The sequence below is a fragment of the Sphingobium sp. L-44 genome (assembly GCF_056859495.1).
The window spans coordinates 82,654-107,498 of sequence record NZ_JBSXOQ010000105.1; the positions used below are offsets into that span (position 1 = coordinate 82,654).

27 protein-coding genes are annotated in these 24,845 nt (G+C 64.4%); 12 read left to right on the forward strand and 15 right to left on the reverse strand.

The window, feature by feature from the left end:
* Positions 1 to 212 precede the first annotated feature (212 nt).
* The gene (locus AC13EK_RS17585) at positions 213 to 2,810 is read left to right on the forward strand and encodes a TonB-dependent receptor (RefSeq protein ID WP_037520024.1); all 2,598 of its coding nucleotides are present in this window, start codon (positions 213 to 215) and stop codon (positions 2,808 to 2,810) included.
* A gap of 213 nt (positions 2,811 to 3,023) precedes the next feature.
* On the opposite strand, the gene mtgA is transcribed toward AC13EK_RS17585, so the two are convergent.
* Positions 3,024 to 3,737, reverse strand: a complete 714-nt coding sequence (mtgA, locus tag AC13EK_RS17590) for a monofunctional biosynthetic peptidoglycan transglycosylase (protein WP_069338238.1) — start codon at positions 3,735 to 3,737, stop codon at positions 3,024 to 3,026.
* 44 nt (positions 3,738 to 3,781) lie between these two features.
* Positions 3,782 to 5,071 (reverse strand): MFS transporter, encoded by a 1,290-nt coding sequence (locus AC13EK_RS17595; RefSeq protein ID WP_069338237.1) that lies wholly within the window; start codon positions 5,069 to 5,071, stop codon positions 3,782 to 3,784.
* A gap of 111 nt (positions 5,072 to 5,182) precedes the next feature.
* On the opposite strand from AC13EK_RS17595, the gene AC13EK_RS17600 reads away from it, so the two are divergent.
* Positions 5,183 to 5,731, forward strand: a complete 549-nt coding sequence (locus AC13EK_RS17600) for a TetR/AcrR family transcriptional regulator (protein ID WP_004207559.1) — start codon at positions 5,183 to 5,185, stop codon at positions 5,729 to 5,731.
* Positions 5,728 to 6,213 (forward strand): GNAT family N-acetyltransferase, encoded by a 486-nt coding sequence (locus tag AC13EK_RS17605; RefSeq protein WP_069338236.1) that lies wholly within the window; start codon positions 5,728 to 5,730, stop codon positions 6,211 to 6,213. The genes AC13EK_RS17600 and AC13EK_RS17605 overlap by 4 nt, the downstream gene beginning before the upstream one ends.
* Before the next feature lie 55 nt (positions 6,214 to 6,268).
* Here AC13EK_RS17605 and rpoH read toward each other — a convergent pair whose 3' ends face one another.
* Positions 6,269 to 7,183, reverse strand: a complete 915-nt coding sequence (gene rpoH / locus AC13EK_RS17610; protein WP_004207557.1) for an RNA polymerase sigma factor RpoH — start codon at positions 7,181 to 7,183, stop codon at positions 6,269 to 6,271.
* A 78-nt stretch (positions 7,184 to 7,261) separates the two neighbouring features.
* A complete protein-coding gene (locus AC13EK_RS17615) occupies positions 7,262 to 8,212 on the reverse strand; it encodes an RluA family pseudouridine synthase (protein ID WP_069338235.1) in 951 nt (316 codons plus the stop codon).
* A 17-nt stretch (positions 8,213 to 8,229) separates the two neighbouring features.
* Between AC13EK_RS17615 and AC13EK_RS17620 the strand changes: the two genes are divergently transcribed.
* Together AC13EK_RS17620 and AC13EK_RS17625 are read left to right on the forward strand one after the other, a co-directional pair.
* Complete coding sequence (locus AC13EK_RS17620; RefSeq protein WP_069338234.1) at positions 8,230 to 8,631, forward strand: M67 family metallopeptidase; 402 nt, start codon at positions 8,230 to 8,232, stop codon at positions 8,629 to 8,631.
* A gap of 91 nt (positions 8,632 to 8,722) precedes the next feature.
* A complete protein-coding gene (locus AC13EK_RS17625) occupies positions 8,723 to 9,376 on the forward strand; it encodes a histidine phosphotransferase family protein (RefSeq protein WP_483022295.1) in 654 nt (217 codons plus the stop codon).
* A gap of 16 nt (positions 9,377 to 9,392) precedes the next feature.
* On the opposite strand, the gene AC13EK_RS17630 is transcribed toward AC13EK_RS17625, so the two are convergent.
* The 6 genes from AC13EK_RS17630 to map form a co-directional block, all read right to left on the reverse strand.
* Positions 9,393 to 9,902, reverse strand: a complete 510-nt coding sequence (locus AC13EK_RS17630; protein ID WP_069338233.1) for a DUF4269 domain-containing protein — start codon at positions 9,900 to 9,902, stop codon at positions 9,393 to 9,395.
* Positions 9,899 to 10,957 carry an NAD(P)H-dependent flavin oxidoreductase gene (locus tag AC13EK_RS17635; RefSeq protein ID WP_069338232.1) on the reverse strand — a complete coding sequence of 353 codons (1,059 nt, stop codon included), beginning with the start codon at positions 10,955 to 10,957 and terminating at the stop codon, positions 9,899 to 9,901. Before AC13EK_RS17635 ends, AC13EK_RS17630 begins: the two co-directional genes overlap by 4 nt.
* Before the next feature lie 34 nt (positions 10,958 to 10,991).
* Positions 10,992 to 11,294, reverse strand: coding sequence for a helix-turn-helix domain-containing protein (locus tag AC13EK_RS17640; protein WP_069338231.1), 303 nt, complete (start codon positions 11,292 to 11,294; stop codon positions 10,992 to 10,994).
* Positions 11,295 to 11,414: 120 nt separating this feature from the next.
* The gene (glnA, locus tag AC13EK_RS17645; protein WP_037519994.1) at positions 11,415 to 12,827 is read right to left on the reverse strand and encodes a type I glutamate--ammonia ligase; all 1,413 of its coding nucleotides are present in this window, start codon (positions 12,825 to 12,827) and stop codon (positions 11,415 to 11,417) included.
* A gap of 94 nt (positions 12,828 to 12,921) precedes the next feature.
* Entirely contained in the window at positions 12,922 to 13,260 is a 339-nt protein-coding gene (locus AC13EK_RS17650; protein WP_004207549.1) for a P-II family nitrogen regulator, read from the reverse strand.
* 336 nt (positions 13,261 to 13,596) lie between these two features.
* A complete protein-coding gene (gene map / locus AC13EK_RS17655; protein WP_170828743.1) occupies positions 13,597 to 14,427 on the reverse strand; it encodes a type I methionyl aminopeptidase in 831 nt (276 codons plus the stop codon).
* An 83-nt stretch (positions 14,428 to 14,510) separates the two neighbouring features.
* Here map and AC13EK_RS17660 point away from each other — a divergent pair, with 83 nt between their 5' ends.
* From AC13EK_RS17660 to AC13EK_RS17670, 3 genes are all read left to right on the forward strand, one after another.
* Positions 14,511 to 14,993 (forward strand): GFA family protein, encoded by a 483-nt coding sequence (locus AC13EK_RS17660; RefSeq protein WP_069338230.1) that lies wholly within the window; start codon positions 14,511 to 14,513, stop codon positions 14,991 to 14,993.
* Positions 14,990 to 15,745 (forward strand): competence/damage-inducible protein A, encoded by a 756-nt coding sequence (locus AC13EK_RS17665; RefSeq protein WP_069338229.1) that lies wholly within the window; start codon positions 14,990 to 14,992, stop codon positions 15,743 to 15,745. Before AC13EK_RS17660 ends, AC13EK_RS17665 begins: the two co-directional genes overlap by 4 nt.
* Positions 15,746 to 15,822: 77 nt before the next feature.
* Complete coding sequence (locus tag AC13EK_RS17670) at positions 15,823 to 16,224, forward strand: hypothetical protein (RefSeq protein WP_037519987.1); 402 nt, start codon at positions 15,823 to 15,825, stop codon at positions 16,222 to 16,224.
* A gap of 28 nt (positions 16,225 to 16,252) precedes the next feature.
* Here the strand turns inward: AC13EK_RS17670 and AC13EK_RS17675 are convergent, their stop codons facing one another.
* The 4 genes from AC13EK_RS17675 to AC13EK_RS17690 all read right to left on the reverse strand — a co-directional run bounded on the left by AC13EK_RS17675 (position 16,253) and on the right by AC13EK_RS17690 (position 19,231).
* The gene (locus tag AC13EK_RS17675) at positions 16,253 to 16,606 is read right to left on the reverse strand and encodes a YbaN family protein (RefSeq protein WP_069338228.1); all 354 of its coding nucleotides are present in this window, start codon (positions 16,604 to 16,606) and stop codon (positions 16,253 to 16,255) included.
* 98 nt (positions 16,607 to 16,704) lie between these two features.
* Positions 16,705 to 18,009: a sensor histidine kinase gene (locus AC13EK_RS17680; protein ID WP_026109023.1), complete on the reverse strand. Its 1,305-nt coding sequence runs from the start codon at positions 18,007 to 18,009 to the stop codon at positions 16,705 to 16,707.
* A gap of 169 nt (positions 18,010 to 18,178) precedes the next feature.
* Positions 18,179 to 18,844, reverse strand: coding sequence for a response regulator transcription factor (locus AC13EK_RS17685; RefSeq protein WP_069338227.1), 666 nt, complete (start codon positions 18,842 to 18,844; stop codon positions 18,179 to 18,181).
* A gap of 48 nt (positions 18,845 to 18,892) precedes the next feature.
* Positions 18,893 to 19,231: a hypothetical protein gene (locus AC13EK_RS17690; RefSeq protein WP_069338226.1), complete on the reverse strand. Its 339-nt coding sequence runs from the start codon at positions 19,229 to 19,231 to the stop codon at positions 18,893 to 18,895.
* 70 nt (positions 19,232 to 19,301) lie between these two features.
* Here AC13EK_RS17690 and AC13EK_RS17695 point away from each other — a divergent pair, with 70 nt between their 5' ends.
* A complete protein-coding gene (locus AC13EK_RS17695; protein WP_069338225.1) occupies positions 19,302 to 20,795 on the forward strand; it encodes a DUF389 domain-containing protein in 1,494 nt (497 codons plus the stop codon).
* Positions 20,796 to 20,799: 4 nt separating this feature from the next.
* Here AC13EK_RS17695 and AC13EK_RS17700 read toward each other — a convergent pair whose 3' ends face one another.
* The gene (locus AC13EK_RS17700; protein ID WP_069338224.1) at positions 20,800 to 21,525 is read right to left on the reverse strand and encodes an SIMPL domain-containing protein; all 726 of its coding nucleotides are present in this window, start codon (positions 21,523 to 21,525) and stop codon (positions 20,800 to 20,802) included.
* A gap of 140 nt (positions 21,526 to 21,665) precedes the next feature.
* Between AC13EK_RS17700 and AC13EK_RS17705 the strand changes: the two genes are divergently transcribed.
* The 3 genes from AC13EK_RS17705 to AC13EK_RS17715 all read left to right on the forward strand — a co-directional run bounded on the left by AC13EK_RS17705 (position 21,666) and on the right by AC13EK_RS17715 (position 24,810).
* A complete protein-coding gene (locus AC13EK_RS17705) occupies positions 21,666 to 23,444 on the forward strand; it encodes an ABC-F family ATP-binding cassette domain-containing protein (RefSeq protein WP_017500461.1) in 1,779 nt (592 codons plus the stop codon).
* 67 nt (positions 23,445 to 23,511) lie between these two features.
* The gene (locus AC13EK_RS17710; RefSeq protein ID WP_010336073.1) at positions 23,512 to 24,225 is read left to right on the forward strand and encodes a VIT1/CCC1 transporter family protein; all 714 of its coding nucleotides are present in this window, start codon (positions 23,512 to 23,514) and stop codon (positions 24,223 to 24,225) included.
* Positions 24,226 to 24,264: 39 nt separating this feature from the next.
* Positions 24,265 to 24,810 carry a glutathione peroxidase gene (locus tag AC13EK_RS17715; RefSeq protein WP_069338223.1) on the forward strand — a complete coding sequence of 182 codons (546 nt, stop codon included), beginning with the start codon at positions 24,265 to 24,267 and terminating at the stop codon, positions 24,808 to 24,810.
* The last annotated feature ends 35 nt before the right edge of the window (positions 24,811 to 24,845 follow it).

A 24,845-nucleotide genomic window follows, 5' to 3' on the forward strand; every position in this document is an offset into this window, starting at 1 on the left:
AAATCAATATGATAGTTTGAAGTTTCGGCCTGTTTTTCAGTGCCTTGTCCAGATGCCCGTCCAATTGTGACAGTCCCGCACCTGCATTGTAACATAATTGCAATCATAGCATCACAGGGGCGTCGCCAGTGGCCGCCAGATGCGGCGCCGGCTCGAAGAGCAAAATGGTTATGGCGCCGTGGGGCGCACTCTTGAAAAAGGGACAAGGGTCAATGAAGCAGTTTCTCAAGTGCAGCGCCGCGATTCTCGCCGTCGCTGCCCCGGCTGTCGCTTTCGCGCAGTCGACCGGTTCGCAGGATTTCGAAGATTCGATCGTCGTCACCGGTGCCAAGATCAAGGATGGTATCGCCGGTATCGTTCTGCCCGACACGACCAAGGCTAAGGGCGTCCTGACCCAGGAGATCATTTCGAAGCAGGGATCGGGTAACACGATCCTGAATGCGATCAACCTGATCCCCGGCGTCAGCTTCCAGAACAACGATCCCTATGGTTCGGCTGGTGGTACGCTGAACATCCGTGGTTTCGGTCCGGATCGCGTTTCGCTGACCTTTGACGGCATGCCGCTGAACGACACGGGCAACTATGCCATCTATTCCAACCAGCAGCTTGACCCCGAACTTATCGAGGAAGTGAACGTCAACCTCGGCTCGACCGACGTCGACAGCCCGACTGCCGCAGCTTCGGGCGGCACCGTGAACTATCGTTCGATCAACGGTTCGGACGATTTCAAGGTGACGATGGTCGGCGCCGCTGGCGAATACAACATGTTCCGGCTGTTCGGCCTGGTCGAAACCGGCGTGTTCACGCCTTTCGGTACCAAGGCCTGGTTCTCGGCTTCGACCACGCGCAACGACGTGCCGTTCAACAATCTCGGTAAGATCGACAAGCAGCAGTACAACGGCAAGATCTATCAGCCGATCGGTAGCAATGGCGACTTCGTGTCGATCGCCGGTCACTGGAACGCCAACCGCAACAACTTCTTCGGTTCGCTGCCGCTGCGTACCGATACCGACCAGGGCCGCGTTGCTGGCTCGGCCTCGTCGAACCGCTTCCCGATCACCAAGGATGAGCGTTTCTATACCGTCTCCTGCACCGCGCCGGCCGCCAATGCCGGTGTCGCCGATGCGGCCGGTTCGTGTGGTACCCTGTTCGACTATCGCTATAACCCGTCGAACACCGGGAACATCCGTATCAACTCGCGCTTTACCCTGGCCGATGGTCTGGTTCTGACGGTTGACCCGAGCTACCAGTATGTGAAGGCCAACGGCGGCGGTACCGCGACCGCTCGCGAAGGTTATTACGACATCAATCCGGCTTCGGGTGCTGCCAACGTCCAGAATATGGTCGGCTATTTCGGCGGTAGCCCCTATTTCGGTCGCGATCTGAATGGCGACGGTGACATCCTCGACCAGGTCAATGTCCTGGCACCCAGCCAGACCACGACCGATCGTTTCGCGGTCATCAGTTCGCTGCGTTATGACATCAACGAGCATCATCGCGTTCGAGTAGCTTATACCTTCGATCATGGCCGCCATCGCCAGACTGGTGAAGTCGGGCTCATCGCTCCCTCCGGTATCGGTAAGGCCTATTTCCCGGTCGATAATCCGCAGCTGGACGTGAATGGCAATGTGCTCCAGAAGCGCGATCGCCTGTCCTACGCGATCCTGAACCAGTTTTCGGCCGAATATCTGGGCGAATTCCTGGATGAAAGCCTGACCGTTCAGGCTGGTCTGCGCGCGCCCTTCTTCAAGCGCAAGCTGCAGAACAACTGCTTCACGAGCAGCGCTTCGGGCTTTGTCGAGTGCTTCGGCACCGGCGCCGACATTCCGAGCAACATCGGCACGCTGAACCCGGCCTGGGCTGCACCGCAGAAGCGTACCTACAAGTATGACAAGCTGCTGCCGAGCGTCGGCTTGAACTTCAAGATTACGCCGGAAGCCAGCGTGTTCTGGAGCTATAGCAAGGGTCTTTCGGTGCCCGGCACCGACTCTCTCTACAATGCCTTCTACTTCGCTCGCGGTTCGGACGGTGCCAACCCGTCGCCTGAAACGACCGACAGCTTCGACCTCGGTGCACGTTACACCACCAGCAAGTTCCAGGCTCAGGCTTCGCTGTGGTACACCAACTACGAAAACCGTCTGGCTTCGTCCTATGATCCAGAGCTGAACGCGGCCGTTTATCGGAACCTTGGCAAGGTCGAGAAATACGGCATCGACGGCAGCATCAGCTACACGCCGGTTCAGTATTTCACCATCTACGCCTTCGGTTCCTACCTGAAGTCGAAGATCAAGGATGATATCCAGGTCGGCGTCTGCCCGAGCAATGTGTCGCTGGTTGCTGGCTGTCTGGCTGCGGGTGATCCGGTCTACGCGGCAACCGCTGGCAAGCGTGAATCGGGTGCCCCGGTCTATACGCTCGGTACCCGTGGTGAAGTGAACTTCGAAGGTGTGACGCTGGGTATCCAGGCCAAGCGTACCGGCAAGCGTTATGTTTATGACACCAACCTGCCGACCTATCGCAACACTACGGCTGCACTGACCCCGGTGCAGATCTATGGTGCTGCGGCTCCGGCTTATACGCTGGTGGATCTTGATGCTCGCTTCTCGCTCGAGCACTTCGGCGCCCCGGGCACCTGGTTCCAGCTGAACGTCAGCAACTTGTTCGACAAATTCTATGTCGGCGGTTTCGGCGGCAACCTGAACCAGACTGTGAACCTGACGGGTTCGTCGACCGGCACCTACGCCAATCCGGGCTTCGTCCAGATCGGTTCGCCGCGCGCGATCTCGGGTTCGCTGCACGTCAGCTTCTAAGCCTAGCGCCGACAGGCAAAAAAGGAAGGGAGGTGCGGAGCGATCCGCGCCTCCCTTTTTCATGTCCTATTCGACGCCGCTCGATTATGCTTGGGACTAGGTTAGTGCGCGCTTTCCGATAGGATCAGGACCGCGCAATAAAATGTCGAAATGTGCGGGAAATATGGGAAGTTAGGCGCCCGATTTCCTATTTTCGGGCGCCCGGCCGCTGCCTCAGTTCAGGCAATCGTCCAGCCCGTCGCGCTGCACCACCGGGATGCGGGCGGAGATGCTGTTGCCATAGCGGCGGGTGAAGCCATGCGGGTCGATCGCCTCGCGCTTCTTGGGCAGCGGCAATACTGCCGCCAGCCGCGCCGCCTCCGCCCGGCTCAGCTTGCCCGCGCCATGGCTGAAATAGCGGATTGACCCGGCCTGCACGCCATAGGTGCCGATGCCGGTCTCCGCGACGTTCAGATAGACTTCCATGATCCGTCGCTTGCCCCAGATCGCCTCGATCAGCACGGTGAACCAGGCCTCGAAGCCCTTGCGGACGAAACCGCCACCCTGCCACAGGAAGACATTCTTCGCTGTCTGCTGGCTGATCGTGGAGCCGCCGCGAATGCGCCCGCCGCTGGCATTGTGGCGCATCGCCTGGGCAATCGCGACCGCGTCGAAGCCATGATGGCTGCAGAAGCGGCTATCCTCCGCCGCGATCGCCGCGCGCGGCATGTCCGGATCGATCGCGTCCAGGCGCTTCCATTCCTTGGTGATGCCATTGGGGTCGAGCAGCATGGTGATCGTCACCGGCGGCGGCACGAAGCGATAGATGACCACGGTGCCCACCGACAGGCCGACAAAGCCGATGGCGACCTTGAGGGGGATGCTGATCCAGCGGGAACGACGTTTCTGGGTGGAGGCAGGCTTGGGCGCGGCTTTGGCTTTTTTCATGGGCCGCAAACTAGCGCCCCTGCGCGCCGTCGTCATCGATTCCTTCAGGCGGTCGCCAGGCTCGGCGTGCGGCCCCGATTGATCAGCAGCACCAGCGCCGCACCGATCAGGCACAGCACGCCCGCCGCGATGAAGGCGGGCATATAGCTTTGCCAGGCGGTGCGCGACAGGCCGCCGGCCAGCGCCGCGCTCGCCGCGCCCAGCTGATGCCCGGCAAAGATCCAGCCGAACACGATATTCGCCTTCTCCGGGCCGAAGCGCTGCGCCGTCAGCTTCACCGTCGGTGGCACCGTGGCGACCCAGTCGAGGCCATAGAAGATGGCGAACAGCGACAGGCTGTAGATCGAGAAATCGCTGAACGGCAGATAGAGCAGCGACAGGCCGCGCAGCCCATAATAGAAGAAGAGCAGCCAGCGATTGTCATAGCGATCGCTGAGCCATCCCGATGCCAGCGTGCCGGCAAAGTCGAACAGCCCCATCATCGCCAGCATCGACGCCGCGCCCACCGCCGCCAGCCCATAATCGCCGCACAGCGAGATGAAATGCGTCTGGACCAGGCCATTGGTGCTGGCACCGCAGATGTAGAAGGAGAAGAAGAGAATCCAGAAGGTCGGAACCTTCGCCACGTCGCGCAGCACGATAAGCGGCGTCGCCAGCAGCGCGCCCAGGCTGGCCGGTTGGGCAGGCACGGGCTGGATCGCCTGTTCGCCATAGGGGGCAAGGTTCAGGTCCGACGGCCGGTCGCGCATCAGCAGCATGACCGCGACGGCCGCGACCAGGATCGCGCCGCACACAAGCAGCATCGCCACGCGCCAGCCATAGCTTCCGGTCATGCTCGCGAGCAGCGGCAGGAAGGCGAGCTGGCCGGTGGCGGTGCTGGCCGACAGCAGCCCCATCACCAGTCCGCGCCGCTCGCTGAACCAGCGGGTGGCGACCGTCGCGCCCAGCACCATGGCGGTGAGGCCCGTGCCGACGCCGATCACCACGCCCCAGAGAAGGACGAGCTGCCACAATTGCGTCATGCCAAGCGACAGCAGCAGGCCGCCAATGACGATCGACAGCGAAATCAGCATCATCCGCCGCACGCCGAAGCGGTTCATGAAGGCGGCGGCAAACGGCCCCATGCCGCCGAACAGCAGGAAACGGATCGCCAGCGCACCGGAAATATCCGCCGCGCTCCAGCCAAATTCCTTCTGCAGCGGCACGATGAACACGCCCGGCGCGCCGACCGCGCCGGCCACCACCAGCATGGTGAGGAAGGTCGTGCCCGCGACGGCCCAGCCATAATGGACATTGCGCGCGGCCAGGCGGCGGGCGAACATGGTGGACAGCATCGACTTCCCCTTGGATTGGCCCCTGTACTGCTTCTTGAGCCGGAAAACGGACTGGCGTTAAATGATAGGTATCATATATAAGGTCAAGAGGCCAATTGGAGATGCAGGATCATGAAAGTCAGCCGTGAACAGGCCGAACGCAATCGCGAGAAGGTGGTGGATGCGGCGTCGCGCCTGTTTCGTGCCCGTGGCGTTGAGGGCGTCGGCATTGGCGAGGTGATGCGCGAATGCGGTCTTACCCATGGCGGTTTCTACAATCAGTTCGAATCGAAGGAGGCGCTAGCGGCTGAAGCCTGCGCCACGTCGCTCGCGCGCGGCGCGGCGAAGTGGCGCCGCCTGTCGGCCGAGGATGGGCCGGATGCGATCACCGCCGATTATCTGAGCGCCCGTAACCGCGACGCGCCCGAAACCGGCTGCGCGCTGATTGCGCTTGGCCCGGACGCCGCGCGCAAGGGCGGGCCGCTCGCCACTGCCTTTCGCGAAGGGTTTGAGGATCTGACCGCCGCGTTGCAAAATGCCGGTATCGCCGATCGCGACGCGGCGCTCGCCCGCATGGCCCAGCTGGTCGGCACGATGGTGCTGGCGCGCGCGGTGGACGATCCTGCGCTGTCGGAGGAATTGCTGGCGGCCAATCGCCGTGCCCTGGGTGTCGAGGCATGAGCGGCAGCGCCCAGTGGCGACCGATGGGGCAGGGGGATGTAGACGCAGCGGCGGCCATTTCCGACCGGGTCCATGGCGCCTATACGGAGAAGCCCGACATCTATGCCGAACGGCTGCGCCTCTATCCGGCGGGTTGCTTCCTGCTGGAGCGGGACGGGGAGGCGCTCGGCTATCTCGTCACCCATCCCTGGGCCGGGGATCGACCGACAGCGCTCGACCAGTTGATCGGCGTGCTGCCGGACACGCCCGATCGCTATTATCTCCACGACCTGGCGCTGCTGCCCGAAGCGCGCGGCACCGGCGCTGCTGCGGCCGCCGTCGACCTGACCGTGACGCAGGCCCGCGCCGCCGGCTTTGATCGCATCGCCCTGACCGCCGTCAACGGCGCGGATGCCTTCTGGCGCCGACAGGGTTTCGTCGACGCGCCGGTCGCCGCCGACAGTTATGGCGCGGACAGCGTCTCAATGGTGCGAATGCTCTAAGACGAAAAAAAGCCCCGGATCGCTCCGGGGCTTCTTCTTTGCCTGTATCGCCGGATCAGGCCGCGGCGAAGCGTGCCATCTTTTCCAGCTTGCCGCCGGCGATGCGCATCATCGCCTTCTGCAGCTTTTCGAAGGCGCGAACCTCGATCTGGCGGACGCGCTCGCGCGACACGCCATAGACCTGGCTCAGTTCCTCAAGGGTCTTGGGCTCTTCGGCCAGGCGACGCTCGGCCAGGATATGCTTTTCGCGATCGTTGAGGTCGGTCATCGCCTCGACCAGCATCTCGTGACGCTGGGTGCGTTCCTGCTCCTCGGCGACGCGTTCGTCCTGCAGCGGATCGGTGTCCTGCAGCCAATCCTGCCACTGGCCATCGCCATCCTCGCGCATCGGAACGTTGAGCGAGGTATCGCCGCCCATCGCCATGCGACGGTTCATCGACACCACGTCATCTTCCGACACGCCCAGATCGGTCGCGATCTTAGTCACGTCCTCGGGGCGCAGATCGCCATCCTCGAACGCCTCGATATTGTTCTTCATCCGGCGCAGGTTGAAGAACAGCTTCTTCTGCGACGCGGTGGTGCCCATCTTGACCAGGCTCCAGCTGCGCAGGATGAATTCCTGGATCGACGCGCGGATCCACCACATGGCGTAGGTCGCCAAGCGGAAGCCACGTTCGGCCTCGAACTTCTTCACGCCCTGCATCAGGCCGATATTGCCTTCGCTGATCAGTTCGCTGACCGGCAGGCCATAGCCGCGATAGCCCATGGCGATCTTCGCCACGAGGCGCAGGTGGGAGGTGACGAGCTGGGCCGCCGCCTCGGGATCCTGATGTTCCTCGTAGCGCTTCGCGAGCATATATTCCTGCTCGGGGGTCAGCAGCGGAAACTTGCGAATTTCCGACAGATAGCGGTTGAGGCTGGCTTCACCGCCCAGCGCCGGAACCGCGGGGACATTGCTCCGATTGGCCATGTCACAATTCCTTCCCTTTACATGCGCGCCAGGCAGACCCGAAAGTGGCATCCGCTGGCCGCGCAAACTTGTCAGAACCTATACGTGAAGCTCGCTTAACAGTTCCTGCATATCTGCAGGCAGGGGACTGTCGAAAGCCAAGGGTTCCTCCGTCACAGGATGTATGAACCCCAGCCGTTTCGCGTGCAATGCCTGCCTTTTGAAACCCAGCGTTTCCAGTATTGATTTGAAACCTTTTCTGTCTCTACCGTAAACCGGGTCACCGATCAAGGGGTGACCCAGATGCGCCATATGCACGCGAACCTGATGGGTGCGGCCGGTTTCCAGCCGGCATTCCACCATCGCCGCGCCGCGCAGGCGCTCCATCACGCGGTAATGGGTGACGGCATGTTTGCCGCGCCCTTCCCGATGAACCGCCATCTTCTTTCGATCAGCGTCGGACCGCCCGATCCAGGCATCGACTATGCCGGTCCCCGGCGTTGGAATGCCATAGACGATCGCGGCATAGAGCCGGTCGATACTGTGATCCTTGAACTGCCGGGCCAGGCCCTCATGGGCTTTGTCCGACTTAGCAACGACCAACAGGCCGGAAGTATCCTTGTCGATGCGATGAACGATGCCGGGACGCGCCACGCCGCCAATGCCGGATAGCTGACCATCGCAATGATGCAGCAGCGCATTGACCAGCGTGCCGTCCAGATTGCCGGCCGCCGGGTGGACCACCAGGCCCGCAGGCTTGTCGACCACGATCAGGTCGGCATCCTCATGCACGATATCGAGCGGAATATCCTGCGCCACGGCGTCGAGCGAGACCGGCGCCGGCAGGGTGATGCTGTAATCCTGCCCCACCGCGACCTTCATCGACGGATTAAGCGACCGCCCGCCCGAGACGATCTGTCCCTCGACGATCAACGTCTTGATCCGCTCGCGCGACAGGTCGGGCAGCAGTTCGGCCAGTGCGCGATCGAGGCGCAAACCCGCCTGGGCTTCGCCTATCGTCGTTTCAATGATGGAAACCCCCGGAATCATTGCCTAGGGATGTAGGAATGAAGGCCGAAATTTCAAGGGTGCTGCTGGAACAAATCATGGCCCTGGCCGCGGCCGAGCCGGGGGAGGTCTGTGGCCTGCTGCTGGGGCAGGGCGCGCGCATCGATGCGATCCTGCCCGCGGCCAATGTCGCGCCGGACCCGGCTCATCATTTCGAACTGGCGCCGGCGACCTTGCTGGCCGCGCATCGGGCCGCACGCCGGGGCGGTCCGGCGGTGCTTGGTCATTATCATTCCCATCCGTCAGGCGTGCCGATTCCGTCGGAAACGGACCGGGCCTGTGCAACGCCGGATGGCACGTTATGGCTAATCGTGGCGGGACCGGTCGCCCGGCTATGGGTTGCCGGGCCGGATGAAGACCGCGGCGTCGGTTTCGTGGAGGCGTTGCTCGATATAAGGTGATGCAAAGGGGGTGAGCCGGGCTTGCATCATCGGCTGGGGAAGCCTAGCCGGGAAGGTGTCTTTTCCCGTAAATCCGGCGGCCTCCATCTCCATGACCCATCCGATCGACAGCATCGAATTTGCCAGCCTTCTCTGCTCGCGCCTCTGCCATGACCTGCTGAGCCCCGTCGGGGCGCTCAACAATGGCCTGGAACTGATGGCTGACGAAACCGACCCGGACATGCGCCAGCGTTGCCTGGACCTGCTGGCCGACAGTGCCCGCACCTCGGCCAACAAGTTGAAATTCTTCCGCCTGGCCTTTGGTTCGGCGGGCGGTTTTGGCGATGCGGTGCCGCCGCATGAGGCGAAGGTCGCGATCGAGGGCATGTTCGCCTCGGGCCGGGTGAAGCTTGGCTGGATGGTCGAGGAACAGATGCTGGCCAAGCTCGCGGTCAAGGTGCTGCTCAATCTGGCGCTGATCGCTGGCGATGCGCTGGTGCGCGGCGGGCAACTCGACATCGGCGCGGAGAAGCGGCCGAGCGTGACCGAGATCGTGGTGCGGGGTGAGGGGCCCAAGGTCATTCTCGATCCCGAACTGCGCGCTGCGCTGGCGGGAACCTTGCCGGCCGGTGGCTTGGCGTCGCGCACGGCGGCCGCCTGGATGGTACGGGCGCTGGTGATGGAGGCTGGCGGCGAGATCGTGCTGTCGCCGCCGGGCGATTCGGTGCTGCTGTTCGGCGCCGCCATCCCTGACCGCGCAGAATAATTCGGGCTGGAATGAATCAGGGCAGCAGGGCGCGCAGGGCTGCGTCGTCCTGTCCCTCCAGTTCCAGCAACGCGGCATAGGGATCGCCCGTCAGACCCAGCAGCGCGGCAAAGGCGGGCTCGGTCTTCAGGCCGCGATGGCGCAAGGCCATGATCGCCTGCGCAAAAGCAGGACCGCCCAGATCGAGCAGTCGTTGCTCGACACGGAAATGGCGCCAGCCATGTTGCTGCGCGACCGGCAAGGCCTGGCCGAAAATTTCGAATGGCCAGTCCCACGCGCTGAAGCGGACGATCATGGCATCAAGGTTGGGGCGCGCATGAACCGCAAAATCGGGGCGATCGCCGAAATGCTCGGTCAGCAAGGCGGCAAAGGCATCGAAATCCCGCACCTCGCAGACGATATCGATGTCGCTGTCCGGCAGGTCGAGGCCAAGCGGCGGCGTGCCCGCAACATGCGGATCATAGGGCGCCAATAACCTCAGGACGTCGGTGCGTTGCAGCGCGACCTGATGCGCGACGCGGCTCATTTAGCCTCCATCTCCTCTGCGATCGCCGCAATCAGGTCTGCCGCCGGCAAGACACGGGCGAGGGGCGCGCCTTGGCCGGCCCATTGCGCGCCATAGCCGCCTTCGCCCTGGATCTTGGCGGCCGCGTTGAGCGCCTTCCCGGCGGCGTAGGTGCGTGGATAGTCGGGGACATCGTCACCATTTTCAGCGCCCCATTGGGTGAAGCGATTGGCAAGGCAGCGGGCCGGGCGGCCGGAAATGGCGCGGGTCATGACGGTGTGCTGGGCGGCCGGGCTGGCAAGCGCGGCGCGATAGGCGGCGTCGGCGCTGCTTTCCGGGCAGGCGATGAACGCCGTGCCCAGTTGTGCCGCCACCGCCCCCAGGTCGAGCGCGGCGCGCACGCCCCGTCCGTCCATGATGCCGCCTGCCGCGATCACCGGCAGGTCGGCCTTCGCCACCAGCAGGCGGGTCAGCGCGAAGGTGCCGAGCATCGCATCGGGCGCATCGGGATCGAACATGCCGCGATGGCCGCCGGCTTCAAATCCCTGCGCCACCAGAACATCGATGCCGGCGGTGCGGGCGGCGACCGCTTCGTCCAAATTGGTGACGGATGCGAGCAGCAGGCAACCCGCCTGCTTGAGCGCCGCGATCTGCTCAGCGCCGGGCAGCCCGAAATGGAAGCTGACCACGCGTGGGCGCGCTTCGACCAGCAGGTCGAGCATCGCCGGGTCTTCGGCAAAGCTGCGATAGATGGTCTCAAGGCCGGTGGGCGGCGCCGCATCCTGTGCGGCAAAGAGCGGCGCCAGCGCCGCCAGCCACGCTTGTTCCTCAGCCGGGCGCACGCGGGGCGGGGCATGGACGAACAGATTGACGTTGAACGGCCGGTCAGTGAGCGCGCGTGTTGCCGCAATCATGGCGCGGGCGCCCGCCGCATCGGTTGCGCCCACGGCGATCGATCCCAGCGCCCCGGCATTGCTGACGGCGGCGGCCATCGCCGGCGTCGATACGCCCGCCATCGGCGCCTGGATCAGGGGAAAGGAAAGGTCTAGCGCGTTGAACGGGTTCATGCAGTCCATGTGGGCGGTGGCGATCGATCCTGCAACAGGTGGATCAGACGTCGTCGTTGCCCACCGGGCCGCCTTCGCCTTCCATGCGGTTGATTGCGCGCACGTCGCGTGCGGTGAATTTCAGCCGAACGCCAGCGCCCTGTTCGCCATCCTCCGGCAGGAAGACGGCGCCGCCCTGTTCCAGTATCAGGCGCAGTCGTGCCTTGGCATCGTCACCCGGATCGGCGCGGCCGGCTTCGAAATCGGCCAGCATCGGCATATCGATCCCCGCAAGGCGAGCGACATGATCACGCGGCCATTCCACCAAGGCGCGGGCGGCGCGGGCAAGCTTTCCGCTGATCTCCAAGGCGAGTCTCCCTTCGTCTATGCGTGGCGCCCGAATAGAACAGCACGCCTGCCGCGCCGCAACGGAAAAGGCCCGGCCGCTTGCGCGACCGGGCCCGTCCTCCAGCAACCTGTGAAAGGATCAGGCGCTGTAATACATGTCGAATTCGACCGGCGAGGGCGCCATTTCCCAGCGATACACTTCGGGCCACTTCAGTTCGATATAGGCATCGATCTGGTCCTTGGTGAACACGTCGCCCTTGAGCAGGAACTCATAGTCGGCTTCGAGGCTGTTCAGCGCTTCACGGAGCGAACCACAGACGGTCGGCACCTGGCTCAGCTCTTCGGGCGGCAGGTCATAGAGATTCTTGTCCATCGCGGCGCCCGGGTGGATCTTGTTCTCGATGCCGTCGAGGCCGGCCATCAGCAGCGCGGCGTAGCAGAGATAGGGGTTGGCCATCGCGTCGGGGAAGCGGAATTCCACACGCTTTGCCTTGGCGCCGGCGCCGTAGGGAATACGGCAGGAGGCCGAACGGTTGCGGGCCGAATAGGCGAGCAGAACCGGGGCTTCGAAGCCCGGCACCAGGCGCTTGTAGCTGTTGGTGGTCGGGTTGGTGAAGGCGTTGAGGGCCTTGGCGTGCTTGATGACGCCGCCGATGAAGTAGAGGCAGGTGTCGGACAGGCCGGCATAGCCTTCGCCCGCGAACAGCGGCTTGCCGTTTTCCCAGATCGACATGTGGGTGTGCATGCCCGAACCATTGTCCTGCGCGATCGGCTTGGGCATGAAGGTCGCGGTCTTCCCATAGGCCTGGGCGACCATCTGCACGACATACTTATAGATCTGCATGCGGTCGGCGGTCTGGACCAGCGTACCGAAGGTCAGGCCCAGTTCGTGCTGCGCGGCGGCGACTTCATGGTGATGCTTGTCGCAGGGCAGGCCCATTTCGAGCATGGTCGACACCATTTCGGCGCGGATGTCGGTGCAGGGATCGACCGGCGCGACGGGGAAATAGCCGCCCTTGGCGCGCGGACGGTGACCCAGGTTGCCGCCTTCATATTCCTTGCCGGTGTTGGTCGGCAGTTCGATGTCGTCGATCTTGTAGTAGCTCTGCGAGTAGTCATTCTCGAAGCGCACATCGTCGAACATGAAGAATTCGGCTTCCGGGCCGACATAGATGGTGTCACCGAAGCCGGCCGACTTGACGAACGCCTCGGCGCGCTTGGCGCACGAACGCGGGTCGCGGGCATAAAGTTCGCCGGTGTCGGGCTCGACGATGTCGCAGAAGATGATCAGCATCGGGGTCGCGCTGAACGGATCGACATAGACGGCGTCCAGGTCGGGCTTCAGGATCATGTCCGACTCGTTGATCGCCTTCCAGCCTTCGATCGACGAACCGTCGAACATCAGGCCCTGGGTCAGCTCATCTTCGCCGAGGACCGAAGACACCATGGTCAGGTGCTGCCACTTGCCCTTGGGATCGGTGAAACGGACATCGACCCACTCGATTTCCTTTTCTTCGATCATCTTCAGGATGTCTTTTGGCGTGTTGGCCATGTGCAGTTGCCCTTCTCTATGGATACCCCCCCGAAGGGGTCGTTGAAGCCTGTGTCCGCCGGACCCCTGTCCGCCGGCTAGAACCTGTCGAAAATTAGATGGCGTCGCTGTCGCGTTCGCCGGTGCGGATGCGCACCGCGCCCTCGATGGCGGAAATGAAGATCTTGCCGTCGCCGATGCGGCCGGTCTGGGCGGCGCTGCAGATCGCTTCGACGACCCGGTCGGCCAGGGCGTCGTCGACAACGACCTCCAGCTTCACCTTGGGCAGGAAGTCGACGACATATTCGGCGCCGCGATACAGTTCGGTATGGCCCTTCTGGCGGCCGAAGCCCTTCGCCTCGGTGACGGTGATGCCGGATACGCCCACTTCGTGCAGCGCTTCCTTCACCTCGTCCAGCTTGAACGGCTTGATGATCGCCTCGATCTTCTTCATCACTTAATCCCAACCCATGACGCACGAACGGACGCGGGTTGGCCCCGCATCCTTCAACCTTCAAGCGACGATCATCATGCCCCCCGAGGCAAGCGCCGTCTCCCTTAACAATCAATTACCGTGCCAAGTGGCGAATCGCTAGGCCTGCTTTCGGCGATGCAGCAATCTTTGTCCATATTGCCCGGATTCCGGGCAATATCATGTCATTCTGCCTGTTTTTTGGGCAGTGGTTGAACGATCCATCATGCAAAAGGCCCGCCCCGTCGACGCCGGTCAGTTATGACCCCGATGGCATGAACGGAGCGGGCCTTTGGGACCGCCATGGGCAGGCAGAAATCAGCGCGCGTAGGGCGGGCAGTCGAGGCCGGTCGGGCTCTTGGTAAAGATCTCGCAGCCGGTTTCGGTGATGCCGATGCTGTGTTCGAACTGGGCCGACAGGGTGCGGTCGCGCGTCACCGCCGTCCAGCCATCGTCCAGCATCTTCACGCCGGGCTTGCCGATATTGATCATCGGCTCGATCGTGAAGAACATGCCGGGCTTCAATTCCGGACCGGTGCCGGGGCGGCCGACATGGACCACTTCGGGGCTGTCATGGAAGACGCGGCCCAGGCCATGGCCACAGAAATCGCGGACCACCCCGTAACGATGCTTTTCGGCATGGCGCTGGATGACATGGCCGATGTCGCCCAGATGATTGCCGGGCTTGGCCTGCTCGATGCCCAGCATCAGGCATTCATAGGTGATCTCGACCAGCCGCTTCGCCTTGATCGGCGCATCGCCGGCGATGAACATGCGGCTGGTGTCGCCATGCCAGCCATCGACCAGCGGGGTGACGTCGATATTGAGAATATCGCCGTCCTTGAGCTTGTAATCGCCCGGAATGCCATGGCAGATGACATTGTTGAGCGAGATGCAGCAGCTATGGGTATAGCCGCGATAGCCCAGGGTCGCCGGCACGCCGCCGCCGTCCAGCGTCATGCGGCGGACAATGTCGTCCAGTTCGCCGGTGGTCACGCCCGGCACCACATGGGGCACCAGCGCGTCGAGGATCTCTGCGGCCAGTCGGCCGGCCTTGCGCATGCCTTCGAAACCGGCCGCGTCATAGAGCTTGATCGCGGTCGAGCGGGAAACCGGCGCGTCGGCCGTCATCGTCATATATTCGGTCATGTGGTTGATATAGACCCTGCGATCCGGCATTGCGAGTGTCTTCGCTCAGCCCCGCGGTCGCTATCAGGAAAAGAGAAACGGACATGGTGATGGAAGGCGGATGCGCCTGTGGTGAGGTGCGCTATCGGGTCGATGCCGACCCCATCTTCGTCAACAACTGCCATTGCAGCCTGTGTCAGCGACAGAGCGGCGCGGCGTCTGCTGTCAATGCCTTTGTCGAGGTCGATCATCTTCACCTCCTGTCTGGGCAGTTGAGCGAACATGTCGTGCCGACCGGCAGCGGCAAGACCCAGGTGATCGTGCGCTGCGCCAATTGCGGCACGGCGGTCTGGAGCTTCTATCCCCGTCTTGGCCGGGCGGGCGCGGCGATCCGCGTCGGGACGCTGGACGATCGCTCGGCGATCCGGCCCGATGCCGCGATCTTCGTCGCCGACCGGTCAGACTGGACCGCCTTGCCCGCCGACGTGCCGGTCTTCGAGGCGAGCTACAAGCCGGCGGACGTCCTGCCGCCCGATCGACTGGCCCGGCTGATGGCGCTCGCCGCCCGTGCGGAGCCGCTGGCATGAGCGACCGCATCTGGACCGCCGCCGTGATTGTGATCGGCGATGAAATCCTGTCTGGCCGCATCCAGGACAAGAATGTCGCGCAGATCGCCACCTGGCTCAATGTCCAAGGCATCCGCCTGCGGGAGGTGCGGGTGGTGCCCGACGTGCAGGACGCGATCGTCGAGGCGGTCAACATATTGCGTGCCCGCAACGACTATCTCTTCACCACCGGCGGCATCGGCCCGACCCATGACGACATCACGGTCGATGCGATCGCGGCGGCGCTGGGCATCGGCGTCGAGATCCATCCGGAGGCGCGGGCGATATTGGAGCGCTATTATGTCACGCGTGGGGGCCTTACCGACGCGCGGCTGCGCATGGCGCGGGTGCCGGCGGGCGCCGACCTCATCGAAAACCGGATGTCGGGCGCGCCGGGCATTCGCCACGGCAATATCTTCATCATGGCCGGGGTGCCGCACATCACCGCCGGCATGCTCGACAGCCTGACCGGCACGCTGGAAGGCGGCTTGCCGGTCCTGTCGGCGACGATCGGCTGCTGGGTCGCGGAAAGCGAGATCGCCGACCTGCTCGGCGCCACCGAACGCGCCCATGAGGGCGTCCAGATCGGCAGCTACCCCTTCTTCCGCGAAGGGCGCACCGGCGCCAATTTCGTCATCCGCTCGACCGACCAGGCGGTGCTGGACGCGTGCGTCGCGGACCTCAGCGCCGCGCTGACTGCCGGCGGCTGGCCCCCGGTGCCCGGCGGCATCTAGCCAAGAAACATCCGTTGCGGTGACAAGAAGGCCTGGCGGCGGTACAGCGCAGTTCCACTTCTAAAAGAGAATTCTGTATGCTTACCGCGCGAACCTATAGTGTCACGATAGCGCGCAACTGGCGCGAGCTTTACGAAGCGATCTGGCAGCCGGAGATATTCCCGAAATGGGCATCGGGCCTGACCGAGGCCGATCTGCGCAGGGGCGGCACCGGATGGATTGCCGACGGTCCCGATGGGCCGATCGTGGTTCGCTTCACGCCGCACAATGAATTTGGCGTGATGGATCATTTCGTCGAGACCGGTGATGGCCGGGAGGTTCATGTCCCGCTGCGCGTCATTGAGAATGGGGATGGGGCAGAGGTGATGCTGACGCTTTTTCGCCAACCCGGTATGAGTGACGAAGATTTCGCGCGCGACGCCAAGTGGATTACCCGCGATCTGCGCGCGCTGCGTGATTATGCAAAGACGCAAGGCTAAGGGCTGATATCGATCCCGCCCAGGCGGCTCAGCTTTCCGGACGGGTCCAGATCCAGCTGCCGCCGATCAGCGCGGCGGCCAGCGGGATCAGATACCAGGGGAAGGGGGAGAAGATCAGCGCCAGGATCGCGCTAAAGGCGAAGGCGCCGAGCGCGGCCTTCTTGCCCTTGCGGCTGATCGCTCCGCGTTCGCGCCAGCGACGGATATGCGGGCCGAAATGCTTGTGATCCAGTAGCTTTGCCTCCAGTTCCGGGCTGGAGCGGGCAAAGCAATAGGCCGCGAGGATCATGAAAGGGACGGTCGGCAGCAGCGGCAGGAAGGCGCCCAGCGTGCCCAATCCGATCGAGATGAAGCCGGTAATGAGATAGAGATGGCGCCGCACCCGTCGATCCCGTCTGGAATGGGCCGATGCGGCCCGGTCTGTCCTGTCTATGCTATTGATTTGCAGGAACGCAATTGCCTTTCGTCGCGCGCCTTTTGTTAGGCGGCCGGCAGGCGCAGGCGGACCAGCAGTCCGCCCAGATCCTCACTCTCCTCTAGTGCCACCGACCCGCCATAGATTTCGGCGACGTCGCGGACGATCGCGAGGCCAAGGCCAGTGCCGGGCTTACCCGAATCGAGGCGTACGCCGCGATCGAAGATGCGCACCCGGTCGGCCTCGGGGATGCCCATGCCGTCATCCTCGACCATGATCTCGACCATTGCGCCAACCCGGCTGACCGTCGCGAACACGCTGCCACCGCCATATTTGGCGGCATTCTCGACCAGATTGCCCAGCATTTCGTCCAGATCCTGCCGCTCGACGCGGACCGCCGCATGCTTGTCGCCGTCCATGTCGACCCGCGCATCCTGATAGAGATGGCGCACCGCGCGCTCGACCGCCTCCAGGCTGGCCCAGACCTCGGCCCGGCTCTGCGCTGCGCCGCGCCGGCCGACGGCGCGGGCGCGGGCGAGATGATGGTCGACCTGGCGCCGCATCGTCGTCGCCTCGCGCACGACCGTTTCGCCCAGGTCCGGCGCATTGGCGGTCGCGGCGTTCATGATGACGGTCAGCGGCGTCTTGAGCGCATGGGCGAGGTTGCCGGCATGGGTGCGCGCTTCCTCTGCCTGCCGCTCATTATGGGCGAGCAGGGCGTTCAGTTCCTCGACCATCGGCAGCACTTCGGCGGGCATGGGTTCGGTCACCCGGCTCTTGTCGCCATCGCGCATCTTGATGATTTCCAGCCGCACCTTGCGCAGCGGCCGCAGGCCATAGATGGTTTGCAAGGTGGCGAGCACGATCAGGCCCAGCGCCAGCAGCGCGAAGCTCTTGAACAGGGTGGAGCGCAGCGTCTTGATCTGGCCATCGAGGCCCTGGCGCGCCTGCGCGACCATGAACATCCAGCGCGCGTCGGAACCGGGCAGGATGACGCTGCGCTCCATGACGCGCAGATCCTCGCCGGGAAACTGCTTGCTGTCATAGACATGGAAATTGCGGTCGGCATGGTCGCCCGGCACCTTGAGCGCCCGGTCCCAGAGTGATCGCGACCGCCAATCCTCATGCCCCTTGGCGCTGATCTGGTAATAGAGGCCGCTATTGGGTTCCAGGAAGCGCTGGTCGGCCAGTTCGCGGTTGAACAGCACTTCGCCGTCCGGGCCGATCTCGGCCGCCGCGATCATCGCGGTCAGCACATAATTCATGCCGTCGTCGAAATTGCGCGTCACCGCGTCCGACAGCACCCGGTCGAGCGCGACGCCGCCGCCCAGCAGCAGCACGCTGATCCACAGCGCGGCAATGCCGATCATGCGGCGGCTGATCGACCCGGTGGACCGGACGGGGGAGGGCGACGGGCTGGCCATGCAAAATGATCCTACACCCGTTCACTGCATACGCAGCCGAGAAACATGGCCGATGGGACGGACCTGTTCGCCTGTCGACTTCGCCCGCAGCGAACGGAGGCGGATGGGGCGCGGATCAGCGCCCCGGCTCGTCCAGGCTGTAGCCAAGGCCGCGGATGGTGGTGATGACATCGGCGCCGAGTTTCTTGCGGATGCGCGTCACGAACACCTCGATCGTGTTGGAATCACGGTCGAAATCCTGGTCGTAAATATGTTCGATCAGCTCGGTGCGGCTGACCACCTTGCCCTTGTGGTGGAGCAGATAGGACAACAGCTTATATTCCTGCGCCGTCAGCTTCACCGGATCGCCCTTGAGCGTCACCTTGCCCGAACGGGTGTCGAGGCGGACGTCGCCGGCGATCAGTTCGCTCGACGCGTTGCCGCTGGCACGGCGGATGAGCGCGCGCAGGCGGGCGATCAGTTCCTCGCTCTGGAAGGGCTTGGCCAGATAATCGTCGGCGCCGGCATCGAGGCCCGCGACCTTGTCGGACCAGCTATCGCGCGCGGTCAGCACCAGCACCGGGAAGCTGCGGCCTTCCTTGCGCCAGCGATCAAGCACGATCAGGCCGTCGATCGTCGGCAGGCCCAGGTCCAGGACCACGGCGTCATAATTTTCGGTCGAGCCCAGGAAATGGCCATCCTCGCCATCGGTGGCGAGGTCGACGGCATAGCCGGCACCTTCCAGCGTGTTCCTGAGCTGCTGGCCCAGACTCGGTTCATCCTCGACGATCAGCAGGCGCATAGGGTTCCGTTTCTTGTTATCGACGCAATGGGTTTGGCCGGCACGCGGTCAGCGTGCCCAGCCGATGATATCGCCTGTCCGGCCGTCGGCATCAACCCACATCACCTTGCCGTCCTTCACATATTTCAGGCGATAGCGATTGGTGGAGGGGTTGAACTCGCTGCCGACATAGGTGGCACCGCCCACCTGGGCGTCGACCCGGCGCTTGATCATCGAAAAGGGCATGACCTGGCCGTCCAGCATCGCGCGGCGCGCGGCATCCTGCTCGTCACGGCGGCCACCGGCCTCTGCGACCGTTGTCATCAGGGACAGGGCCAGTAGGGCGCCCAGTCCGGCAGTCAGGCTTTTGGCGATCATTGTCATGGGCATGGCATAGGCGAAGCGCATTGAACAGGTGGTGAATGACCGGTCATTCCGCGCTGGAAAGGAGCGGCCGGGCGAATTAGGCTTGCCAGCCATGCAGATGGAAGATGACAGGCCCGTAGCCGATGCGCCCTTGTGGCGCTCCGTTCCGCGCTGGTGGCGCAGCCATGTGATCCGCGGGATCGATCATCAGGCGGTGCTCGAAAGGGTCCGGGCCGATGATGGCTGGACCCCGTCCTACGCCTTCATGATCCTGATGTCGGCGGGCATTGCGGTGCTCGGCCTGCTGCTCTCCTCGCCGGCCGTGGTGATCGGCGCGATGCTGATCTCACCGCTGATGGGGCCGATCGTCGGGCTGGGCTTTGGCCTCGCCATGACCGATGCGCGTGAAATCCGCCGGACGATCGTCGCGCTGGCGGGCGGGGCGCTGGTGGCGATTGCGTTCACCGCCTTCATCGTCCTGCTGTCGCCGTTGCAGACGGTGACCAGTGAAATCGCCGCGCGCACCCGGCCCAATCTGTTCGACCTGATGGTCGCGCTCTTTTCCGCGCTGGCGGGCGCCTATGCGATGATTCGCGGCAAGGCGGGCACGATCGTCGGCGTCGCAATCGCCACCGCGCTGATGCCGCCGCTGGCAACGGTGGGCTTTGGACTGGCGACGCTTAACGCAACAGTCGCGGGCGGTGCCTTCCTGCTCTTCTTCACCAATTTCGTGACGATCGCCCTGGCTGCGGCGATCATGGCGCGCCTCTATGGTTTTGGCCGGCGGCTGTCGCCCAGCCAGAGCTGGCTGCAGATGGTTTTCATCGGTGCCATCTTCCTGGCGCTGGCAGTGCCGCTCGGCCTATCGCTCGGCCAGATCGCTTGGGAAGCGCGGGCCGCCCGCGATGCCCGCGACGTCATCCGGCGCGAATTTCCCGATGGCGCCCGGATCGCGCAGCTAGACCTGGATTTCGCCGCCAAGCCGCTTGCCGTGACCGCCAGCGTCCTCACCAGCCATTATGAGCGCGACGCGTCCGAGCGGGCCGGCCATATTCTGGGCGACATGCTGGGCAAGCCGGTGTCGTTGGATATCGAACAGATCCGGGTGGGTGAGGGGACGGATGCCGACAATGCCCAGTTGCTCGCCGCCCAGACCGCCCGGCGTGAGGTGCAGGGCCAGGTCGATCGCCTGACCGACCGGCTGGCACTGGTCGCCGGGGCCAATCCCGATGCGGTGACGGTGGATACCGCGCGCAAACGGGCGGTGGTGCGGGCGCGGGCTTTGCCGGATGCGGGCCTCGGCGCCTATTGGGCGCTGGAGCGGCGGGCGGCGGCGGCAACGCCCGGCTGGGCAATAGAGATTACGCCGCCGACCCTGCCACTGCCGTCGCTGGCACTGGATGATGAAGGGACCGTGACGGACAAGGATCGGTTGGCGCTTGTGCTGTGGGCGGGGCAGCGCACCGGCCTGCCGATCAACCTGTCGATCAAGGGGGAGGGGCATGAGGGGCTGCTCAAGCCCTTTGCCGATCGTGGCATCGACGCGCGGCTGGTCAAAGGCGCCAGCGCGGACCTTGCGGTGCCGCACTGGCGCGTCGAGGAATGACGGTTTAGCGTTCCAGCGCGTACTGGACCGTCAGGCTGATCGATGCGCTGACCTGGCCGGGTTCCACCGGGGTTGGCGCGGCGTCGGCCTTGAACCGGGCCGCCATCAGCGGCATCGGCGCATTGCCGCCGCTGCTGCTTTCCGAGATCGAGACCAGCCGGGCCGAGCGATAGCCCGCCGCCTGGGCATAGAAATCGGCCTGGGCCTTGGCCGTCTTGAGCGCGGTGGCGCGGGCCTGGGCCTGAAGCGGGCTCGGATCCTCGACCGAGAAGCTGGGGCCGTTGATGTTGGTCGCGCCGGCCTGCACCAGGGTATCGAGCAGTGCGCCGACCTTCTTCACGTCGCGCACCTTGACGCTCAGCTGGTTCGACGCCTCATAGCCCAGGAAACGCGGACCGGACGGCTGGCCGTCGCGGTTGCTATAATCATATTGGGCGTTGAGGTTGATGCCGCTGGTCTGGATGTCGGCCTTGGCGATGCCGGCCTTGGCCAGCGCCGCGATCAGCCCGTCCATCTTGCTGGCATTGTCCTTCATCGCCTGGGCCGCGGTCGGGGCCTTGGTCTGGACGCCGGTGCCGATGGTCGCGACGTCAGGCGCGGCCTCGACGCTTTCGGTGACGTTCAACGTCACCACCGGCGCGGTCTCGGCGATGGTGACGCTGGTCTGGGCAACAGCCGCGACAGGCAGTGCGGCGGCGCCGAGCGCCATCAGGGCGAGAGCGGATTTCATGGACATGGTCTCCTCTGTAAGTCCTGCACCCGTTTTTGGCCGGGGTGCGATGAATGGACGCTGTCCTGCGTTGAAAGCCGTCCGACAGCTTTCCGGTTCCACTCTTGCCCCAACGCCCGATAGGCCCTAGCTGCACCGCCATGGCAGCACCCATTCTCTCGTTCGAAAATCTCGGCCTCTCGCAGGGCAGCCACTGGCTGTTCCGGCATATCGACATCCATGTCGGCCAGCGTGACCGGCTGGCGCTGATCGGGCGCAACGGCGCGGGCAAGACGACCTTGCTCAAGCTGATCGGCGGTCAGATCGAGGCGGATGAGGGCATTCGTTCGGTGCAGCCGGGCGCGCGGGTGGTGACGCTGGAGCAGGATCCGGATGTCAGCGCCTTCAAGACGCTGCATGATTTTGCGCTGGCCGGCGCATTCGCGCCGCCCGCCCATGAGGTCGAGGCGATCGCCGACCAGCTGGGCATCGACCTGTCGCGCGAGGCCGCGACCGCGAGCGGCGGTGAGCGCCGCCGCGCGGCGATCGCCCGCGCGCTGGCGAGCGAACCCGACCTGCTGCTGCTGGACGAGCCGACCAACCATCTGGATATCGCGGCGATCGACTGGCTGGAAAGCTGGCTCGCCCGTTATACCGGCGCCTTCATCGTCATCAGCCATGACCGTGCCTTCCTGACCCGCCTGACCCGCCAGACCTTGTGGCTCGACCGTGGCCAGATGCGCCGTAACGAGATCGGCTTCGGCGGTTTCGAGGACTGGATGGAAGCGGTCTATGCCGAGGAGGCGCGCGCCGCCGAGAAGCTGGACGCCAAGCTCAAGATCGAGGCGCACTGGCTGGAGCGCGGTGTGACCGCACGGCGCAAGCGCAACCAGGGGCGCCTCGCCAAGCTGTGGGAGATGCGCGCCCAGCGTGCCGCAATGCAGGGGCCGCAGGGCACTGCCAAGATCGCGGTGGCGAGCGACGACAGCAAGACCAAGAGCGTCATCAAGGCCGAGCATGTCACCAAGAATTTCGGTGACCGCACGATCATCAACGACTTCTCGCTGCGCGTGCAGCGTGGCGACCGGATCGGCATCGTCGGCGGCAATGGTGCGGGCAAGTCGACCCTGTTGAAGCTGCTGACCGGCGAACTGGCGCCCGATAGCGGCGCAGTGACGCTGGCCAAGACGCTGGACATGATCTTCATCGACCAGCAGCGCAGCCTGATGCAGGGCGACAAGAGCGTGCGCGACGTGCTGGCCGAGGGCGGCGACTGGATCGACGTGCGCGGCGTGCGGAAGCATGTCCATGGCTATCTCAAGGACTTCCTGTTCGATCCCTCGCTGGCCGAGGCCAAGGTCGGCACCCTGTCGGGTGGCGAGCGCTCGCGCCTGTTGTTCGCGCGCGAATTTGCCCGCGAATCCAACCTGCTGGTGCTGGACGAACCGACCAACGACCTCGACCTCGAAACGCTCGACCTGCTGCAGGAAGTCATCGCGGACTATGATGGCACGGTGCTGATCGTCAGCCATGACCGCGATTTCCTCGATCGCACCGTGACCGTTACGCTCGGCCTCGACGGATCGGGCAAGGTCGATGTGATCGTCGGCGGCTATGCCGACTGGATCGCCAAGCGCGATCCGCGCCGTGCGCCCAAGGCGGAGAAGAAGGAGGCTGCGGCCCCGCCGCCGCCCAAGCCGGCCTCGACCAAGCTGACCTACAAGGACCAGCGCGACCTCGACCTGCTGCCCAAGAAGATCGAGGAACTGGAAGCGGCGATCGCCCGCGACGAGGAGGCGCTGGCCGACCCGGCGCTTTATACCCGCGACCCGAAGAAATTCGCGGCGCTGACGGCTGCGATCGAGAGGGCGCGGGCGGAGAAGGACGCGGCCGAGGAACGCTGGCTGGAACTGGCGGAGAAGGCCGAGGGCTTGGGCTGAGCCCCTTGCGCTGTCCCCTGCATCTGATAGCCAACGGGCTGGATGATCTGACAGGGGGCTCCATCATATGACCACGCCGCGCGTCGAGCCGCCACGGCCGCATCATGCCGTCCATTATGTCAACCGGGTCGGCTGGCTGCGCGCGGCCGTGCTGGGCGCCAATGACGGCATCGTGTCGACCGCCAGCCTGATGACCGGGATCGCCGCATCGGGCGCGACGGGCGAGTCCATATTATTGTCGGGCATTGCCGCCTTGGTGGCCGGCGCCATGTCGATGGCGGCGGGCGAATATGTGTCGGTGAGCGCCCAGTCGGACACAGAGCGTGCAGATCTTGCCAAGGAAAAGAAGGCGCTGGCGACGCAGCCTCATGCGGAATGGGAGGAGCTGCGCGACATTTATGTCGAGCGCGGGCTGGACCGGGACTTGGCTGGGCAGGTGGCTACCCAGTTGATGGCGACCGATCCGCTGGGCGCCCATGCCCGCGACGAGCTTGGCATTTCCGACCTCAGCACGCCGCGGCCGGTACAGGCGGGGCTGGCCTCGGCAGCGAGCTTCGCCTGTGGCGCGGCGCCGCCGGTGGTCGCCGCAGCCATCGCGCCGTCGCTGGCCGGGATCAGCGTCGTGCCGGTGTCGCTGCTCTGCCTACTGCTGCTTGGCTATGTCGGGGCGCGGCTGGGCGGGGCGCGGCCGGGCCGGTCGATGCTGCGCACCATCTTCTGGGGCGCGCTGGCGATGGCTGTCACCGCTGCGGCGGGCCATCTTTTCGGCGCCGCCATATGATGGCAAGGTCCGCCGCCTGATATCCAAGGGAGATGATGCATGACCGCAATCCAGCAGATACCGCTCAAGACCATCAAGGGCGCCGACGCGACCCTGGCCGATTATGCCGGCAAGGTGGTGCTTGCGGTCAATGTCGCCTCCAAATGCGGGCTGACGCCGCAATATGAGGGGCTGGAAAAGCTCTATGCCGATTATCGGGACAAGGGGCTGGTGGTTGCCGGCTTCCCCGCCAATGATTTCGGTGCCCAGGAACCGGGCAGCAACGACGAGATCGCCACCTTCTGCACCACCAATTTCGGCGTCGATTTTCCGATGTTCGAGAAGATCGTGGTCAGCGGGCCGGACAAGCATCCGTTCTACGCCGCGCTGACGAGCGCACTGCCCGAAGCGCAGGGCGATGGCAACAGCTTCCGCGAGCGCCTCAAGGGCTATGGCATGACGCCCAATCCGGTGCCGGAAATCCTATGGAATTTCGAGAAGTTCGTAATCGCCAAGGATGGCAGCGTCGCGGCCCGCTTCGCACCGACAATGGCGCCCGACGATCCGGCGCTGGTTGCTGCGATCGAAACCGAACTGGCGAAATAAGCGTCCGACGGGTGGCGTGTCTGCGCGCGCCACCC

What these genes read in the sequence shown, in the direction of transcription:
- AC13EK_RS17605 (WP_069338236.1), top strand. Translation starts at nt 5,728, where the DNA reads ATGAGCGGCAGCGCCCAGTGGCGACCGATGGGGCAGGGGGATGTAGAC.
- map (WP_170828743.1), bottom strand. Translation starts at nt 14,427, where the DNA reads ATGACCGAATATATGACGATGACGGCCGACGCGCCGGTTTCCCGCTCG.
- mtgA (WP_069338238.1), bottom strand. Translation starts at nt 3,737, where the DNA reads ATGAAAAAAGCCAAAGCCGCGCCCAAGCCTGCCTCCACCCAGAAACGT.
- glnA (WP_037519994.1), bottom strand. Translation starts at nt 12,827, where the DNA reads ATGGCCAACACGCCAAAAGACATCCTGAAGATGATCGAAGAAAAGGAA.
- rpoH (WP_004207557.1), bottom strand. Translation starts at nt 7,183, where the DNA reads ATGGCCAATCGGAGCAATGTCCCCGCGGTTCCGGCGCTGGGCGGTGAA.
- AC13EK_RS17630 (WP_069338233.1), bottom strand. Translation starts at nt 9,902, where the DNA reads ATGAGCCGCGTCGCGCATCAGGTCGCGCTGCAACGCACCGACGTCCTG.
- AC13EK_RS17625 (WP_483022295.1), top strand. Translation starts at nt 8,723, where the DNA reads ATGACCCATCCGATCGACAGCATCGAATTTGCCAGCCTTCTCTGCTCG.
- AC13EK_RS17635 (WP_069338232.1), bottom strand. Translation starts at nt 10,957, where the DNA reads ATGGACTGCATGAACCCGTTCAACGCGCTAGACCTTTCCTTTCCCCTG.
- AC13EK_RS17650 (WP_004207549.1), bottom strand. Translation starts at nt 13,260, where the DNA reads ATGAAGAAGATCGAGGCGATCATCAAGCCGTTCAAGCTGGACGAGGTG.
- AC13EK_RS17705 (WP_017500461.1), top strand. Translation starts at nt 21,666, where the DNA reads ATGGCAGCACCCATTCTCTCGTTCGAAAATCTCGGCCTCTCGCAGGGC.
- AC13EK_RS17620 (WP_069338234.1), top strand. Translation starts at nt 8,230, where the DNA reads ATGAAGGCCGAAATTTCAAGGGTGCTGCTGGAACAAATCATGGCCCTG.
- AC13EK_RS17615 (WP_069338235.1), bottom strand. Translation starts at nt 8,212, where the DNA reads ATGATTCCGGGGGTTTCCATCATTGAAACGACGATAGGCGAAGCCCAG.
- AC13EK_RS17670 (WP_037519987.1), top strand. Translation starts at nt 15,823, where the DNA reads ATGCTTACCGCGCGAACCTATAGTGTCACGATAGCGCGCAACTGGCGC.
- AC13EK_RS17665 (WP_069338229.1), top strand. Translation starts at nt 14,990, where the DNA reads ATGAGCGACCGCATCTGGACCGCCGCCGTGATTGTGATCGGCGATGAA.
- AC13EK_RS17700 (WP_069338224.1), bottom strand. Translation starts at nt 21,525, where the DNA reads ATGAAATCCGCTCTCGCCCTGATGGCGCTCGGCGCCGCCGCACTGCCT.
- AC13EK_RS17660 (WP_069338230.1), top strand. Translation starts at nt 14,511, where the DNA reads ATGGTGATGGAAGGCGGATGCGCCTGTGGTGAGGTGCGCTATCGGGTC.
- AC13EK_RS17685 (WP_069338227.1), bottom strand. Translation starts at nt 18,844, where the DNA reads ATGCGCCTGCTGATCGTCGAGGATGAACCGAGTCTGGGCCAGCAGCTC.
- AC13EK_RS17695 (WP_069338225.1), top strand. Translation starts at nt 19,302, where the DNA reads ATGCAGATGGAAGATGACAGGCCCGTAGCCGATGCGCCCTTGTGGCGC.
- AC13EK_RS17600 (WP_004207559.1), top strand. Translation starts at nt 5,183, where the DNA reads ATGAAAGTCAGCCGTGAACAGGCCGAACGCAATCGCGAGAAGGTGGTG.
- AC13EK_RS17585 (WP_037520024.1), top strand. Translation starts at nt 213, where the DNA reads ATGAAGCAGTTTCTCAAGTGCAGCGCCGCGATTCTCGCCGTCGCTGCC.
- AC13EK_RS17595 (WP_069338237.1), bottom strand. Translation starts at nt 5,071, where the DNA reads ATGCTGTCCACCATGTTCGCCCGCCGCCTGGCCGCGCGCAATGTCCAT.
- AC13EK_RS17680 (WP_026109023.1), bottom strand. Translation starts at nt 18,009, where the DNA reads ATGATCGGCATTGCCGCGCTGTGGATCAGCGTGCTGCTGCTGGGCGGC.
- AC13EK_RS17710 (WP_010336073.1), top strand. Translation starts at nt 23,512, where the DNA reads ATGACCACGCCGCGCGTCGAGCCGCCACGGCCGCATCATGCCGTCCAT.
- AC13EK_RS17690 (WP_069338226.1), bottom strand. Translation starts at nt 19,231, where the DNA reads ATGCGCTTCGCCTATGCCATGCCCATGACAATGATCGCCAAAAGCCTG.
- AC13EK_RS17715 (WP_069338223.1), top strand. Translation starts at nt 24,265, where the DNA reads ATGACCGCAATCCAGCAGATACCGCTCAAGACCATCAAGGGCGCCGAC.